The 13,525-nt window shown below is 68.3% G+C and carries 12 protein-coding genes and 2 pseudogenes; 3 read left to right on the top strand and 11 right to left on the bottom strand.

The features are described from left to right. Positions 1-331: 331 nt before the first annotated feature. From ACFMRZ_RS31570 to ACFMRZ_RS31555, 4 genes are all read right to left on the bottom strand, one after another. Positions 332-622, bottom strand: a complete 291-nt coding sequence (locus ACFMRZ_RS31570; protein WP_400181879.1) for a hypothetical protein — start codon at positions 620-622, stop codon at positions 332-334. Further along, positions 619-930, bottom strand: coding sequence for a hypothetical protein (locus ACFMRZ_RS31565; protein ID WP_400181878.1), 312 nt, complete (start codon positions 928-930; stop codon positions 619-621). The genes ACFMRZ_RS31570 and ACFMRZ_RS31565 overlap by 4 nt, the downstream gene beginning before the upstream one ends. A 154-nt stretch (positions 931-1,084) precedes the next feature. After that, complete coding sequence (locus tag ACFMRZ_RS31560) at positions 1,085-2,299, bottom strand: helix-turn-helix transcriptional regulator (protein WP_280270260.1); 1,215 nt, start codon at positions 2,297-2,299, stop codon at positions 1,085-1,087. A 61-nt stretch (positions 2,300-2,360) separates the two neighbouring features. After that, positions 2,361-2,774, bottom strand: coding sequence for a hypothetical protein (locus ACFMRZ_RS31555; RefSeq protein WP_280270261.1), 414 nt, complete (start codon positions 2,772-2,774; stop codon positions 2,361-2,363). A gap of 155 nt (positions 2,775-2,929) precedes the next feature. On the opposite strand from ACFMRZ_RS31555, the pseudogene ACFMRZ_RS31550 reads away from it, so the two are divergent. After that, a pseudogene (locus ACFMRZ_RS31550) lies at positions 2,930-3,121 on the top strand (amidase family protein); the annotation flags it as partial. 18 nt (positions 3,122-3,139) lie between these two features. Here ACFMRZ_RS31550 and ACFMRZ_RS31545 read toward each other — a convergent pair. From ACFMRZ_RS31545 to ACFMRZ_RS31515, 7 genes and pseudogenes are all read right to left on the bottom strand, one after another. Then, positions 3,140-5,938: an ABC transporter substrate-binding protein gene (locus ACFMRZ_RS31545; protein ID WP_400181877.1), complete on the bottom strand. Its 2,799-nt coding sequence runs from the start codon at positions 5,936-5,938 to the stop codon at positions 3,140-3,142. Between the two features lie 171 nt (positions 5,939-6,109). Continuing rightward, complete coding sequence (gene era, locus ACFMRZ_RS31540; protein WP_400181876.1) at positions 6,110-7,012, bottom strand: GTPase Era; 903 nt, start codon at positions 7,010-7,012, stop codon at positions 6,110-6,112. A 140-nt stretch (positions 7,013-7,152) separates the two neighbouring features. After that, positions 7,153-7,485 (bottom strand): annotated as a pseudogene (locus ACFMRZ_RS31535) (cytidine deaminase); the annotation flags it as partial. Next, positions 7,472-8,794: a hemolysin family protein gene (locus ACFMRZ_RS31530; RefSeq protein ID WP_280270265.1), complete on the bottom strand. Its 1,323-nt coding sequence runs from the start codon at positions 8,792-8,794 to the stop codon at positions 7,472-7,474. The pseudogene ACFMRZ_RS31535 and the gene ACFMRZ_RS31530, both read right to left, overlap by 14 nt. A gap of 34 nt (positions 8,795-8,828) precedes the next feature. Further along, the gene (gene ybeY / locus ACFMRZ_RS31525; protein WP_187684444.1) at positions 8,829-9,383 is read right to left on the bottom strand and encodes an rRNA maturation RNase YbeY; all 555 of its coding nucleotides are present in this window, start codon (positions 9,381-9,383) and stop codon (positions 8,829-8,831) included. A gap of 237 nt (positions 9,384-9,620) precedes the next feature. Then, positions 9,621-10,709: a PhoH family protein gene (locus ACFMRZ_RS31520; protein WP_280271243.1), complete on the bottom strand. Its 1,089-nt coding sequence runs from the start codon at positions 10,707-10,709 to the stop codon at positions 9,621-9,623. A 174-nt stretch (positions 10,710-10,883) separates the two neighbouring features. After that, the gene (locus tag ACFMRZ_RS31515; protein WP_400181875.1) at positions 10,884-11,771 is read right to left on the bottom strand and encodes a LysR family transcriptional regulator; all 888 of its coding nucleotides are present in this window, start codon (positions 11,769-11,771) and stop codon (positions 10,884-10,886) included. Between the two features lie 101 nt (positions 11,772-11,872). On the opposite strand from ACFMRZ_RS31515, the gene ACFMRZ_RS31510 reads away from it, so the two are divergent. Together ACFMRZ_RS31510 and ACFMRZ_RS31505 are read left to right on the top strand one after the other, a co-directional pair. Beyond that, a complete protein-coding gene (locus ACFMRZ_RS31510; RefSeq protein ID WP_400181874.1) occupies positions 11,873-13,078 on the top strand; it encodes an MFS transporter in 1,206 nt (401 codons plus the stop codon). Positions 13,079-13,183: 105 nt separating this feature from the next. After that, positions 13,184-13,447 carry a hypothetical protein gene (locus ACFMRZ_RS31505; protein WP_400181873.1) on the top strand — a complete coding sequence of 88 codons (264 nt, stop codon included), beginning with the start codon at positions 13,184-13,186 and terminating at the stop codon, positions 13,445-13,447. Positions 13,448-13,525 lie beyond the last annotated feature (78 nt).

Raw genomic sequence — 13,525 nt, 5'->3', positions numbered from 1 at the left:
CATCGCGCGTCGGGTCGATGTTGTTAGACCCCTGCGAGCACGTTTCCCGGGCGTGTCTGACCGCTGGCTCGGAGCAGGACCGCCCGTTTCAGGGCGATCCGGTGACATTGCCTGCCTTGTCCGCGGCCCGGCCGATGAGCATCGACGGCGAGGGGCCCATGACTTCCTGCGTGGTCTTCGAGGTCTCTATGTCGTCACCCTGCTCGACCAATTCTTGGTGAGATCGCCAAATCGCCGAAGCCCGACACCGCCCTCGTCCGGCCTATCCGTCCTCAGTACTTCCCCGAAGTACGTTGCTCTACAACATTTCCCACCGAGCGATCCAGACGGATCAGTAGGTACGGCCGGAGTCCGGCCTGATGCGGCGGGCCTCCACAAGAGTTCGGTAGGCCGCACGCTTGCGCGGGCAGTCCTCCCGGCGGCAATCACGGTGCTGCTGCATCGCCGCGTGCGCCTGCTGCAACGTGAATGGACGCCCCGGCGCGGTGTGCGTGTAAGCCGCGAACCCGAGGGTCTGGGTGGGTTCCTCGTCCTCCAGCTCGACGCGCCTCATCACCCCGACCACGCCAGCGAACACCACCATGAGACCGGCGAGCACCGACCAGGCCACCGCGGTACTCATACCTGCCCCACCTGACAGGGAAATGTTGTCCAGCGGGCGAAACTCATTCGCGGCGAGGCCGTTTCGACATCCGTGATGCACATCAGCGCGTGTAGCTGGATTACGTCCAGGTGGCTGGGTGACGGCGTGATCACGGCGTCGACATCGGCGGCGCGCACCTGGTCGACCAGCGGGAGCACAGAAGGTCCGGGCCAGTGCAGGACAAAGCCGAGTTGCCGTGCGAGCCTGCGAATTCTGGCGATCTCCAACTCCGACCACGGGCTGACGGCCGGGTCGACCCACACGAATGCTGTCGGATGTGCCCTCACTGCCCGCCGCCTCCCTGCGCTGGTCCGTCGTAGGGCACCCGCCGCCGGGGAGCCGGACCGGGGGTGTCGGTTACGGCTCGGCGGCGGGGCCACCTCGAACGCTAAGCGTGGGAGAGCGGGAGGCTTGTCCCGTGAGGACAACAGCTGAAATCGGCTACCGCGGTGCCAATCCCATGCGGTGAGCCAACCCGCGCAATTCGCGTCCCGTGTGATCGCGGGAAGCCGTCGGCAACAGATCAGTCACGGTCTCGCGAATGAGGACATTGTTGTGGACGTACTGCGGTGCGAGCTGTTCAGCGGTAACGAGGGACTGGACACTCTGAACGCGGGTCGTACGGTCGGTGGCCAACGCTCGGCCGAGATCGCCGTGAAAGCTGGCCTGCCAGCTGCGCAGTGGAATTGCGGCGGGGTGCGCACCGTGGGCAAGTTCTGCCACCTTGCTGCCCTCGCCCAGTTCAGTGGCGAGCGATACCCGCCACAGCTGCACGTTGTCCGAACCGAAGTACAGCCCGGCGAAGTTCTCGCGCTGCTCGGGCAACCGCTGGGCCAAGTCATCGGCTTCGGTGAGATGGTCGTAGGTGCGTACCGCGTCCCCTTGGACGGCGGAAGCCAACGCAGCGATGAAGTGCAAGGTGCCGGCAACCTGGATCGCGTTCGGAGCCTGGGCGGCTGCCAGGTCGTCGATCGCCCGCACGGCCAGATCGTACTGGCGTTGCCTAGCTCCCGTTCCGCCCATGATGCCGCGCAGATAGGCGGCATATCCGAGCCATTCGGGTTCATCCAGCTCTCGCGCGCAGTCGTGTGCCATCCGTACGGCAATCATCGGCAGCCCACGGACTCCTAGATTCTTGCAGACCGATGCGGCGGCCCGATACGCATAGATCAAGGCGACCAACGCATCTCGGCGGTGTTCAGGGTCACGCACGTGGTAGGCATGCAGTTCGCCGAGCAGACCTGGAAGAACGTGGCCCATCGCGGCGTAATCGGCGTTCTCCCGCAACTGATCGGACAAGGTGCCGATCGCCTGAACCACCTCGGGCCAGGGACGTACGACGACACCAGGGTCCTCACCGAGATCGTAGGTCTCCAAGGCGGCCTCGACTCCGGTAATAGCCGCGTGCGCTTCGGCGGTGAGTGGGTCGGTCGGGGGGAACGGCTGGCCGGTCAGTTCCTGGGGTGCCACCCGCAATGCAGTAGCGAGAGATTCGAGCAGTCGGCGGCTGTCGACGTGCTTGTCTCCCCGCTCCAGCTTGCCGAGGTATCCGTACGAGATGCCGGCGAGGCCAGCCGCCACCTCGAGGCTCAGCCCGCGCCATGCACGGATCTCGCGCAGCCTGCGTCCTACTTCGTTCGGCGCAATATCGCCCATGACGCGAGGCTACGCACGACGCCACAGGACGTACAGGCGTCGCTCGGTTACGGGCACACTGTCACGGCTGCACGCCGACCCCCTCCGCGTACACCTGAATGATGCGGGGCGCGTGGAGGGTGCGGAGCATCAAGGTGGTCCAGCCGGTGCGGGAACGGTCTACGGCGAAGTCGTCGGCCTCGAGGAGCATGCGTTCGGGGCCCTGTTGCTCCATGGTGACCGCCGGGTGGCCTAACGGCACGTCTACCAGGGCCGTGCGGTTGCCCCACACGATCAGCCGGCGGCGGCTCATCGCGATCGTGCCGGCGGCGATGTTCTCCCAGTTGGAGGAGGCGTAGTGCAGCGTCGTCCGATAACTGCGGTGTGCCACCGACCCTCCGACCGGGCCGAAGACCACGATCCCTTCCGACTCGAGATCCGAACGCAGTTGTAGCGGTAGCTCTTTCGAGCCGAACGCTCGGGACATCCACTTCACGGAGAAGCATCGTAGGGGGATTACGCCGTCGGCGTCGACGGAGCTGGTCGAGCGACCTGCGCAAATGCCGAATCCGGACATCACAATTCGAACACGTCTCCGCAACATACACGAAGCTGGACGCGCGACCAGATGCCCGCTAGGTTGCGAGCGGCACTTGGCCGTGGAATGTCCTGGGGTGGCCCAGCGTCAACGTCCCGGCGGGCTTCACCGATACGGGACTTCCGGTCGGCGCTCAGCTGATGGGTCCGGCCGAGTCCGAGCCGCTCCTCGTTTCCGTTGCCGCGCAACTGGAATCGGAACTGCATTGGGAGCGTCACCGGCCCGAGCCCTGGTGGGTCGAATAGCCCGGTCGGACAGGTGCGTCAGGGCGACGGCGGACTCCAGGTCTCGTCGTCGGCCCGCGTGACGTCCGGGCAGCGGTTCGACTGCGGATCACCGGGACCCAGGTCGATCGCGGTGCCGTGCAACAGGACACAGCGCTGCTGCTGCCCCGGATCGCGGACATTGTCGCTGCGGAGAATGCCCAGCGTCGCATCGTGCGCGATGCGGCCATCGCTGAAACGCAACGTCCCGGTCATGCCCGCGTAGGGCTGTTCGCGGATCTCCATGGCGACGGCCGCGCGATTCGGGATCGTTTCGACCCCACCGGTCCGGGCACTGCGACCGGCGTTGCGGCCTACCGCGTCGAGGACCATTCCCGCCACCTCGTACGCCAGCCCGGTCCGGTCGGCCGGCCATGCGGGCCGATATCCCGCGTTGTCCCGGCTCAACTCGGCGAGCAGGGCGCAGAACTCCAGATAAGCCGGACCGGCAGGCAGTGTGCCGATCCGGTCCGCGCCCTCGACACAGGGGCGACCGCCCAGAACGACCGGAGCACCCTTGGTCACGTAGCGCACCGGCAGCCCGATCGGGATGGTCTCCAGACCGTGCGGATCGGCGATCACCCGGGTCACCGCGTCGTCGCCGAGGATGGTCGGCAGGTCGGCGCTGCCGCACCCTTGCACCGCGGACTTCAGGAAGGGCACGAAATCGTAGTTGCGCCCGGCGAACACGTGCACCGTGCGCGTATCGGCCATGCCGTTCGAGCACAGCGAGTCCATCCCGTTCAGACCGGCCTGATGTGCCCACACGAGTTTGTCGAAGCCGATGGGTCTCGGCCGCAGCTCCGCTTCCAACGCCGCCGCGAGCGACCGCACGTACAGATCGTCGGGCGCATCGGGGTAATAGACGACCACCTTGTCGTAGCGACGCTGCCCGGCCTGCGCACTACCGGCCGGATAACGCGCTCCCAGCACATAATCGGCGATCAGCCGCGCCTGCTGCACATTGCTCGGGACCGGTTGCAGATACAGCGGCGAAGCGTCCTCGAGGCCATCACCCGACAACGTCGTGGGGACGACCGGCACGCCCAGCTCCCCGAATCTGCCGATGACCTGCTGGGTGTCCTTGCTGCTGCGGTCCATCCCCACCACGGCCAGCACGCCGGGATCGGCTCGCACCAGCGGACGCAGCAGATTGTCGGTAACCCACGGCGCCGCAACCATATTCGCGCCGCCGTTGGCGACGACAACCCGCAACAGCGGCTCCGAGGATTGCGGCGCCCGATTCAACTCCCGTTGCCGCATGGCCAGGCCCGCCAGCTCCTCCACCTGCGCGCGGGGATACTGCTCGTTCGTTTTCGTCGAGTACGTCAATCCGGCGAAGTAGATCAGTGACACCAGCGGCCGCCGCGGGCTCGCCGCGTGCCGCTGCGCGGCGATCTCGTTCTGGCGGAACACCTCTCGCTGCATATCGGTCAGCACTTGATCGGAGCCGAAGGTCAGGCGGTCGTCGGCGCTGTAGCCGACGCACTCCCCCGCTCGAATCACGGTGCCGGGGTGGGATTCACACGGCGCTTGCTCCGGTAGCAACGACCGGGCCACCGGAACCGCCGCCACCAGCAGGACGACCACGGCCACCAGCGCGACGACCTGGCGCCGCCGCGTCCAGAACGGCGGCAGGGGCGGCAGCGACCCGGGTCCCGCGGGCAGCGCGCCGACCGACCGCACCAGCGAATCGGGCAGGGACAGCACCAGATACCAGGCGCCGTCGGCATGCCGGCGGCGCAGTGCGCCGATGGTGTCCCGCCACTGCGCGAGCGGTCCGCGCGGCGCTCCCGTGCGGCCCGGCGGTTCGGCGAACAACTCCTCGATCTCGCCGACGGGCCGGTTGTCGGGCGCATGGGTCATCGTGGCGACCACGGCCAGCGGATCGAACATGCCGGTGTCGTTGCGGATGTCGTTGACCGTGCGCAGGAACTTGCCCGCCACGCCGCCCGGTTCCACCGACTGCAGCAGCACCACCGGATAGGCCGTGCGCCGCCAACTGGAGGGCCGCAGCAGGCGGTGTCGATACGCGCACCGCAGATCCTCCAGAAACGCGTGTACGAGCAGCTTCGCTACCTGCTCCGGATCCTCGTGCCGCCGGTTTGGCTGGACCAGGCGGCCCGCGAAACCCAGGAAGCTGACCGACAATTCGGGGCTGAGGTACCGCTGACCCATGAACCAGCGCGCCTCCCGCGACAACCCCGGCGCCCGCCCGCTGACGAACAGCCACAGCTGCAGCGCCGGCCACAGCCGCACCAAAACCTGTACCGGCCATGGGGTCTTGTCGGCGGCGGCGTCGGCCGCATCGTGCACCGCGCCCTGCGGACGGCCACGCGCCACCCGCAGCAACTCGGGCACACAATCCTCGAGTTCCGCTGTGACATCGACATCGGCGGCGAATTCGCGGCCGACCAGCCACGCCGCGATGCGGTAGCGCGGGAAGGTGATCGGCCCGGCGCCGGAGTTGTCCATGGCCAGCCCGATCCGCAGCCGGTCGAGTAGTCCGACCAGCGCGGTGAGGGCGGAATCGGCGGATGTCGCTCCGGTCGGCGGATCGGCGGTCACCAGTACCCGCGGGGCGGCGCGCCCGTTCCCCCGCACCAACCATGCCGAGGTCCGTTCCAGCAGTGTGCTTTCCGAGGCCTTCGCGCCGACCAGGCACACGATCGGCGGCGGCAGCGGCCGGCGGCGGTGCCGCAGCAGGGTCCGCCAGAAATGCGGCCACACCCGCGGCTTCTCGTCCGGCACGAACAGCGCGCGCAGCAGCGCCAAATACTCGACGACGATTTCCGGCACCCTCAGTCCCCATCGTGCAGCGCGTGGCGGGCGCGGCGATCACCCCACCCGGTACGACGTTTCCGCCCGCACCGTGCTGCTCGCCGCCGCGGTACGGCCGAAAAACCGAGTGTGCCAGGTAATCCCGGACCGTGCCGGGCTTCGCGGCCCGCGGAGGTCGCCGCGCCGGGCTCAGAAGCCGAGCTTGCCCAGCTGTTTCGGGTCGCGCTGCCAGTCCTTGGCGACCTTGACGTGCAGGTGCAGATAGATGCGGGTGCCGAGGATGAGTTCGATCTGCTTGCGGGCGGCGGTGCCGACCTCCTTCAGGCGGGAGCCGCCCTTGCCGATCACGATCGCCTTCTGGCTGGGACGTTCCACGTAGAGCAGCGCGTGCACGTCGAGCATGGCCTCGTGTTCCTCGCGCGGCAGGATCTCCTCGATGACGACCGCCAGCGAATGCGGCAGTTCGTCACGCACGCCCTCCAGCGCGGCCTCGCGGATCAGCTCGGCCATCAGGGTTTCCTCGGGCTCGTCGGTCAGCTCGCCGTCGGGGTAGAACGCCGGGCCCTCCGGCATTTTCGAGGCGATGACGTCGACCAGCACCTCGACCTGCTCGCCCTTCACAGCCGACACCGGAACCACGTCCGCGTCCGGGCCGAGCAGCTGCGATACGGCAACCAGCTGCTGGGCGACCTGGTCCCGGCTCACCTTGTCGATCTTGGTGACCACGCCGAGCAGGGTGGTCTTGGGCGCCATCTGGGTGATCTGCTGGACGATCCAGCGGTCGCCGGGACCGATCTTCTCGTCGGCGGGGATGCACAGGGCGATGACGTCGACCTCGGAGTAGGTGTCACGCACCAGATCGTTGAGCCGCTGTCCCAAAAGGGTGCGCGGGCGGTGCAGACCGGGCGTGTCGACGAGGATGAGCTGGGTGTGCTCGCGGTGCACGATGCCGCGGATGGTGTGCCGGGTGGTCTGCGGGCGCGAAGAGGTGATGGCGATCTTCTGACCCACCATGGCGTTGGTGAGCGTCGACTTGCCGGTGTTCGGGCGGCCGACGAAACAGACGAAGCCGGAACGGAATTCGTCGCTCATTCGAACACCCCGGATTCGGCGTCGGGATCGAAATCGTCGGGTAGGTTGCCTCGGCGCGGAGCGGTCACCTCACCGCCGATCGGGTTCTCCACCCCGTACGGGTTCTCCTTCGTACCGCCGCCCGCCGCGCCGGTGAACGTCTCGACGACCTCGCCCTTGTGGTCGGTGAGAACGATCCGCGCCTGCCGCGACACCTCGTGCACGGCGCTCGCGCCCGGGTCCTGCCGCTGCCCGCCGACCACCACCGCCGCCTCGAAACCCGCTGCGCCGCTGGAGATCGCGGCCGCCACCGCCGCCTGCAACGCGGTCAGCGACAGGGCCCGCAGCTCCACCGCGCCGGCGGCGTAGGTGCGCCCGTCGGTGTCGCGCACCGCGGCGCCGCTGCCGCCGCCGGTGCGGCCCATCGCGCCGCGGGCCAGCACCAGCAGCTTGTTGTCCTCGGCGTCCAGTCCCGCGGTGTCAGTCATCGCCATCTCCATCCTCGTGTCCGGCAAACCCGTTGTTCCCCTTGCTTCTCGCGTCCACCTTCTCCGGTGCGCGCTTGACCACCACGGTGTGCACCCGCACCCGGCCGCGCGCGTCGGCGCCGCCCTCGCCGCGCAACTGCAACCCGTGCACCACGATCTTCGAACCCGGCAGCGGAACCCGGCCGAGCGCGTGCGCCAGCAGGCCGCCCACGGTGTCGACGTCCTCTTCCTCGATCTCCATGTCGAACAGCTCGCCGAGGTCGTCCACCGACAGTCGCGCCGCCACCCGGTACTTGCCGTGGCCGAGATCCTCGATGGGGGCGATCTCGTCGGTGTCGTACTCGTCGGCGATCTCACCCACGATCTCCTCGAGCACGTCCTCGATGGTCACCAGTCCGGCGATGCCGCCGTACTCGTCGACCAGTAGCGCCATGTGGATGCGGCGGCGCTGCATCTCGTCCAGCAGCGCGTCCAGCGGCTTGGAGTCGGGCACGAAGACCGGCGGCCGCATCACCTCGGCGACCCGCACCTTCTTACCCCGATCCGCGTATGGCACAAGGTCTTTCAAGTAGACGACACCCAGGATGTCGTCGACGTTCTCGCCGATGACCGGGATGCGCGAGTGTCCGGACCGCACCGCCAGCGACATCGCCTGCGACGCGGTCTTGTCCGACTCGATCCACACCATCTCGGTGCGCGGCACCATCACCGCGCGGGCCGGGGTGTCGCCGAGTTCGAAGACCGACTGGATCATCCGGCGTTCGTCGGAATCCACCACACCGCTCTGCTGAGCCATGTCCACGACCTCACGCAGCTCGACCTCGGAGGCGAAGGGGCCGTTGCGGAATCCCTTACCGGGGGTGATCGCGTTACCGATCAGGATCAGCAGGCGGCTCACCGGTCCCAGCAGCGAGCCGATCGTCTGCAGCGGCAGTGCCGCGCCGAGCGAGATCGAATAGGCGTGCTGCCGGCCGAGCGTGCGCGGGCCGACACCGATGACCACGTAGTCGACCAGCACCATCACCACCGCGGTCACCAGCAGCGCCCAACCGGTGCTCAGCCAGTCGGCCAGCGCGGCGGCGAGCAGCACGGTGGCGGTGATCTCGCAGACCAGGCGCAGCAGCACCATCAGATTCACGTAGCGGGGTCGGTCCACCACGATGCGGGCCAGGCGACGGGCGCCGCCGCGGTCGGCGCGCACCAGATCGTCCACGCGGGCCGGCGAGATGGTGGCCAGGGCCGCGTCGATGGCCGCGAACACGCCACCGACGGGGACCAACAGGATCGCCAGCAGCAGCAGGGTCAGCGAATTCACGCGTCGCCCTTCGCGGGGGGTTCGGGGCCTTCGCTCATGCCGGGTCCAAGGGGTCCCCGGGCGCGGTGAAACCGGTCTTGCCGAGCAACCGGCGATCGCGTTCGGCGAGTTCGGCACGCCGCTGCGCCTCGCGCAGGCTCTCGTACCATTCGGCGAGCAGACGATTCTGCAGGCCGAACATCTCCTTCTCCTCCTCCGGCTCGGCATGGTCGTAGCCGAGCAGATGCAGGACGCCGTGCACGGTGAGCAGCGCCAGCTCGTGGTCGAGCGCGTGCCCCGCCTTGGTCGCCTGCGCGGCCGCGAACTCCGGGCACAGCACGATATCGCCGAGCATCGACGGCCCCGGCTCGCCACTGTCCGGGCGGCCACCGGGCTCCAACTCGTCCATCGGAAACGACATCACGTCGGTCGGCCCCGGCAGATCCATCCACCGCATGTGCAGGTCGGCCATCGTGTCGAGATCGACCAGCACCATGGACAACTCGGCCGCCGGATGCACATCCATCCGCCCGATCACGAACCGCGCGACACTGACCAGCTCTTCCTCGGATACATCCATACCCGACTCGTTGGCGATCTCGATACTCACCCTGTCAGCCTAATCGCAGGTCGAACTACCACCGCCCAGCGGTGCACACGAGCCGCCCCGGCACCGTCAGCAAGCCACACAACCCCGCTCACCACAGTCAATCTTCGCAACCACCACGGTTTTCGGCGCGTCTCGGTTTTCGGGTGCCGCTGCGAAGCGACGAAGGAGCCAGCAGCGGCACCCGAAAACCGAGACCAAGGGCGCCGAAAACCCGCCGCAGCGAAGCGGAGGCCAAAATTACCGCCGCGTGGAGCGGCTGGCTGCTCGGCGCTGGGCTCGGTTGCCCGGGTAGTGGGGTAGCTGGGGACGATCCTCGGCCTCGTAACGGTCGTAGGCGTCGACGATTTCCGCTACCAGCCGGTGCCGGACCACATCGCTCGAGGTCAGTTCGGCGAAGTGGATGTCATCGATGTCGGTGAGGATATCGCTGACCACGCGCAGGCCCGACCTCGTCCCGCCGGGCAGGTCGACCTGGGTGATATCGCCGGTGACGACGATCTTGGAACCGAAGCCGAGCCGGGTCAGGAACATCTTCATCTGCTCGGGCGTGGTGTTCTGCGCCTCGTCCAGGATGATGAAGGAGTCGTTGAGCGAGCGGCCGCGCATGTAGGCCAGCGGCGCCACCTCGATGACACCGGACTGCATCAGCTTCGGAATGGCTTCCGGGTCCATCATGTCGTGCAGCGCGTCGTAGAGCGGGCGCAGGTACGGGTCGATCTTCTCGTTCAGCGTGCCGGGCAGGAACCCGAGGCGCTCGCCCGCCTCCACCGCGGGACGCGTGAGGATGATCCGGCTGACCTGCTTGCCCTGCAGCGCCTGCACGGCCTTTGCCACCGCCAGGTAGGTCTTGCCCGTACCCGCGGGGCCGATGCCGAACACGACCGTGTGCTCATCGATGGCGTCGACGTAGCGCTTCTGATTCAGCGTCTTGGGCCGGATGGTCTTGCCGCGACGGGACAGGATGTCCAGGCTCAGCACCTCGGCCGGGGAATCGGAGGATCCCTCGGTGAGCATGGAGAACGTGTGCCGCACCGCCTCCGGCGTCACCACGCGGTTGCGCCCGGTCAGTGCCACCAGCTGCTCGATGACCCGCTCGGCGAGCGCGACGTCGGCGGCCCGGCCGGTCAGCGTGACCGAATTGCCGCGGACATGGATATCGGCGTCGAGCAGACGCTCGAGTTCCCGGAGATTCTCGTCGGCCGAGCCGAGGAAGCCGAAGACTGATTCAGGAGCGAGTTCGATGCTGGAACGTACGGTCCGTGCGGCGGGGCTGGAGCCGTTGCCGCCGGCGCCGAGGCCGGCCTGGGGAGTAGTCGGGTCGCCGATGTCGCCTGAGGTTCGCAATAGGTGCTATGGCCTGCTTTCGTTCTCGAGCGTGTCGATTCGTTGTGCTGAAAGTTTAGCTCGGACCACCGACAACTCCCAGTGAATATGCGGCCACCAGCAGGTCACGGGCGCATTCCGCTAGGTTTCGCCGAGCGCGAACAGGGTACGCGCGATTCAGCGCTGCGACCAGTCGAAAGCGAAGTCGCGGAAGCGCCGGACGGCGTCGGAGGGCACCGCGGTCGCGGACCAGATCAGCCCGGCCGCCCGCACCGCACCCGGGTCGGCCAACGGCAGTAGGACCGGGGCGGGTTGCGGCCCGCGCACCGGCGCCTCTTCCATGGGCAGCAGCGCGACCCCCATCCCGGCGGCCACCAGACCCGCGACGGTCACCAGATCCGTGGATTCCAGGCCGATGCGCGGACGGAAATCGGCTGCCGCACAAAGGTCGTCGAAGATGCGTCGCATGCCGAAGCCGGTGGGCATGGCGATGAACTCGGTGTCCGCGGCCTCGGCCAGCCGCACCTGCCGCCGCCCGGCGAGCCGATGTTCGGCCGGCACCGCCAGCGCCAGCCGCTGCCGCAGCAGCATCCGCCAGCCGAGCCCCGCGACCGCCGGTTTCGGCGACACCAGGCCCAGATCGGCCTCGCCGTCCAGCACGTGTGCCGTCACCACCTGGGCGGCGTCCTGGCGGAGGCTGAAGGTGATGCGCCCCGAGCCGCGACGGAAACCCGCGACCAGATCCGGAACCAACCGTGCGCCGAACGAGTGCACGAACGACAGCCGCACGACGCCCTTGGCGGGGTTCGCGAGGTCCGCCAGTTCCCGTCGGGCCGCGTCCAGTTCCGCTTGGGCGCGGCGGGCGTGTTCGTAGTAGACGCGGCCGGAGTTGTTGAGCGTCAGGCGTTTTCCGTGCCGGTCGAACAGCCGCGCGCCGAGTCGGTGCTCCAGCCGGGCCAGCATGCGCGACAGTGTCGGCTGGGCGAGATGCAACTGATCGGCGGCCGCGCCGACGCGTTCCAGTTCGGCGAGCGTGAGAAACCAGTGCAAATCGTCACTCGGCACGCGCGTCCTCTTCCGCTAGACCTTCGCTAATGCTGTTTCGGCATGAACTTCGTGATCATTATGCATTTCCTTTCGAATGGACCGGCGTCGATGCTGGGGATATGACCACCACACCGGCCCCGACGTCGCCCGATACCTCGGCACACGACCGCCGGATCACACTGGCGTTGTTCGCGGCGGGGCTGACCACGTTCGCCTCGATGTACAGCGCACAGGCGATGCTGCCGAGCCTGTCGACGGCGTTCTCCGCGACACCGGCGCACGCGGCGCTGGCGGTATCCCTGACTACCGGACTGCTGGCGGTGGCGATCGTCCCGGTGAGCGTGCTGTCGGGCCGGTTCGGGCGGACCCGCGTGATGATCACCTCGGCCGTGGTGTCGAGCGTGATCGGGTTGGCGCTGCCGTTCAGCCCGACGCTGGATGTGCTGCTCGCCGGGCGCGCGATCCAAGGCCTGGCGCTGGCGGGTGTGCCCGCCGTGGCGATGGCCTATCTGGCCGAGGAGATCGGCACCGCGGGCCTGGGTGCGGCGATGGGAATCTATGTGTCCGGCACGACGATCGGAGGGCTCGCCGGGCGGCTGCTTCCGGCGGTCACACTGGAGCTGGCGTCGTGGCGGTGGGCGGACGCCGCGGTGGCGGTGGCCGCGGCGGTGTGCGCGGTGTGGTTCGTGCGGTCGCTGCCGCCGTCCCGGCAGTTCGTCGCCCGGCCGCTCGGGATCCGTTCGCTGGCAGGCGATCTCGTCGGGCATCTGCGCCATCGCACCCTGCTGCCCCTGTTCGGGCTGGCATTCCTGCTGATGGGTGGCTTCGTCTCGATGTACAACTTCCTCGCGTACCGGCTCATCGGCGAGCCGTTCGGATTGTCCGCCGCCACAGCGGGTTCCGTCTTCCTGATGTACCTGGCGGGCACCGTCACCTCCGCCACCGCGGGCCGCCTGGCCGACCGGCACGGACGCGCACGCATCCTCGCGATCTCGGTGGCGACCATGGCCGCCGGTCTCCTGATCACCCTCCCCGACAGCCTGCCGCTCGTCCTGATCGGCGTGTTGTTCTGTACCGCAGGATTTTTCGGCGCCCACTCGGTCGCCAGCGGCTGGGTCGGCGCCGCCGCCACCGGCAACCGAGCCACCGCGTCCTCCCTCTATTTGTTCGCCTACTACCTGGGCAGCTCACTGATCGGGGGCGCCGCGGGCATCGCCTACGGCCTCCGCGGCTGGGCGGGCCTGGTCGTCTACATAGCCGCCCTACTCACCATCGCGGCAGCCCTCACCACAACCCTCACCCTGCAATCCCGCCGTCAGGTGTGATGCCGGTCACATCCTGGCGCCGTCGGGAACCGTGACCACTCCGGAGCGTCCAAAGCCATGAGGGACAACACCGTTCGGAACGAAGGAATACACATGAGACTTCGGATGACTACCGTTCTCGTCTGCACGGCGATCGCGGGTTTCGGTCTGGTCACCGCCGGTGCGGCCGTGGCGACGCCGCCGGTCGTGCAGGTGGACCACCACCAGCCCGGCCCGCCGGAGGGCTGCCCGCCGCCTCCGCTGGGTCCGAACGGCAAGCTGCTGCCGCCGCCGATCGGTCCCGACGGCAAGCCGCTGCCGCCGCCGACCGGCACCAACGGTCAACCGTGCACCCCGCCCAACGGACACCCACCGATCCCGGGCGCCTGACCCCTTCTCGCACAAGGCACTTCCCCGCCGCCAGGCACCTAGCGGTGCAGGCAGTGGACGACACGGCCGCCCTGTTCA

Source organism: Nocardia sp. N2S4-5 (genome assembly GCF_044628355.1).
Lineage (GTDB): Bacteria > Actinomycetota > Actinomycetes > Mycobacteriales > Mycobacteriaceae > Nocardia > Nocardia wallacei_B.
The sequence above is the reverse complement of the archived record's forward strand: the minus strand, read 5'-3'. Positions and strand labels throughout refer to the sequence as shown.

What these genes read in the sequence shown, in the direction of transcription:
- ACFMRZ_RS31570 (WP_400181879.1), bottom strand. Translation starts at nt 622, where the DNA reads ATGAGTACCGCGGTGGCCTGGTCGGTGCTCGCCGGTCTCATGGTGGTG.
- ACFMRZ_RS31560 (WP_280270260.1), bottom strand. Translation starts at nt 2,299, where the DNA reads ATGGGCGATATTGCGCCGAACGAAGTAGGACGCAGGCTGCGCGAGATC.
- era (WP_400181876.1), bottom strand. Translation starts at nt 7,012, where the DNA reads ATGAGCGACGAATTCCGTTCCGGCTTCGTCTGTTTCGTCGGCCGCCCG.
- ACFMRZ_RS31510 (WP_400181874.1), top strand. Translation starts at nt 11,873, where the DNA reads ATGACCACCACACCGGCCCCGACGTCGCCCGATACCTCGGCACACGAC.
- ACFMRZ_RS31505 (WP_400181873.1), top strand. Translation starts at nt 13,184, where the DNA reads ATGACTACCGTTCTCGTCTGCACGGCGATCGCGGGTTTCGGTCTGGTC.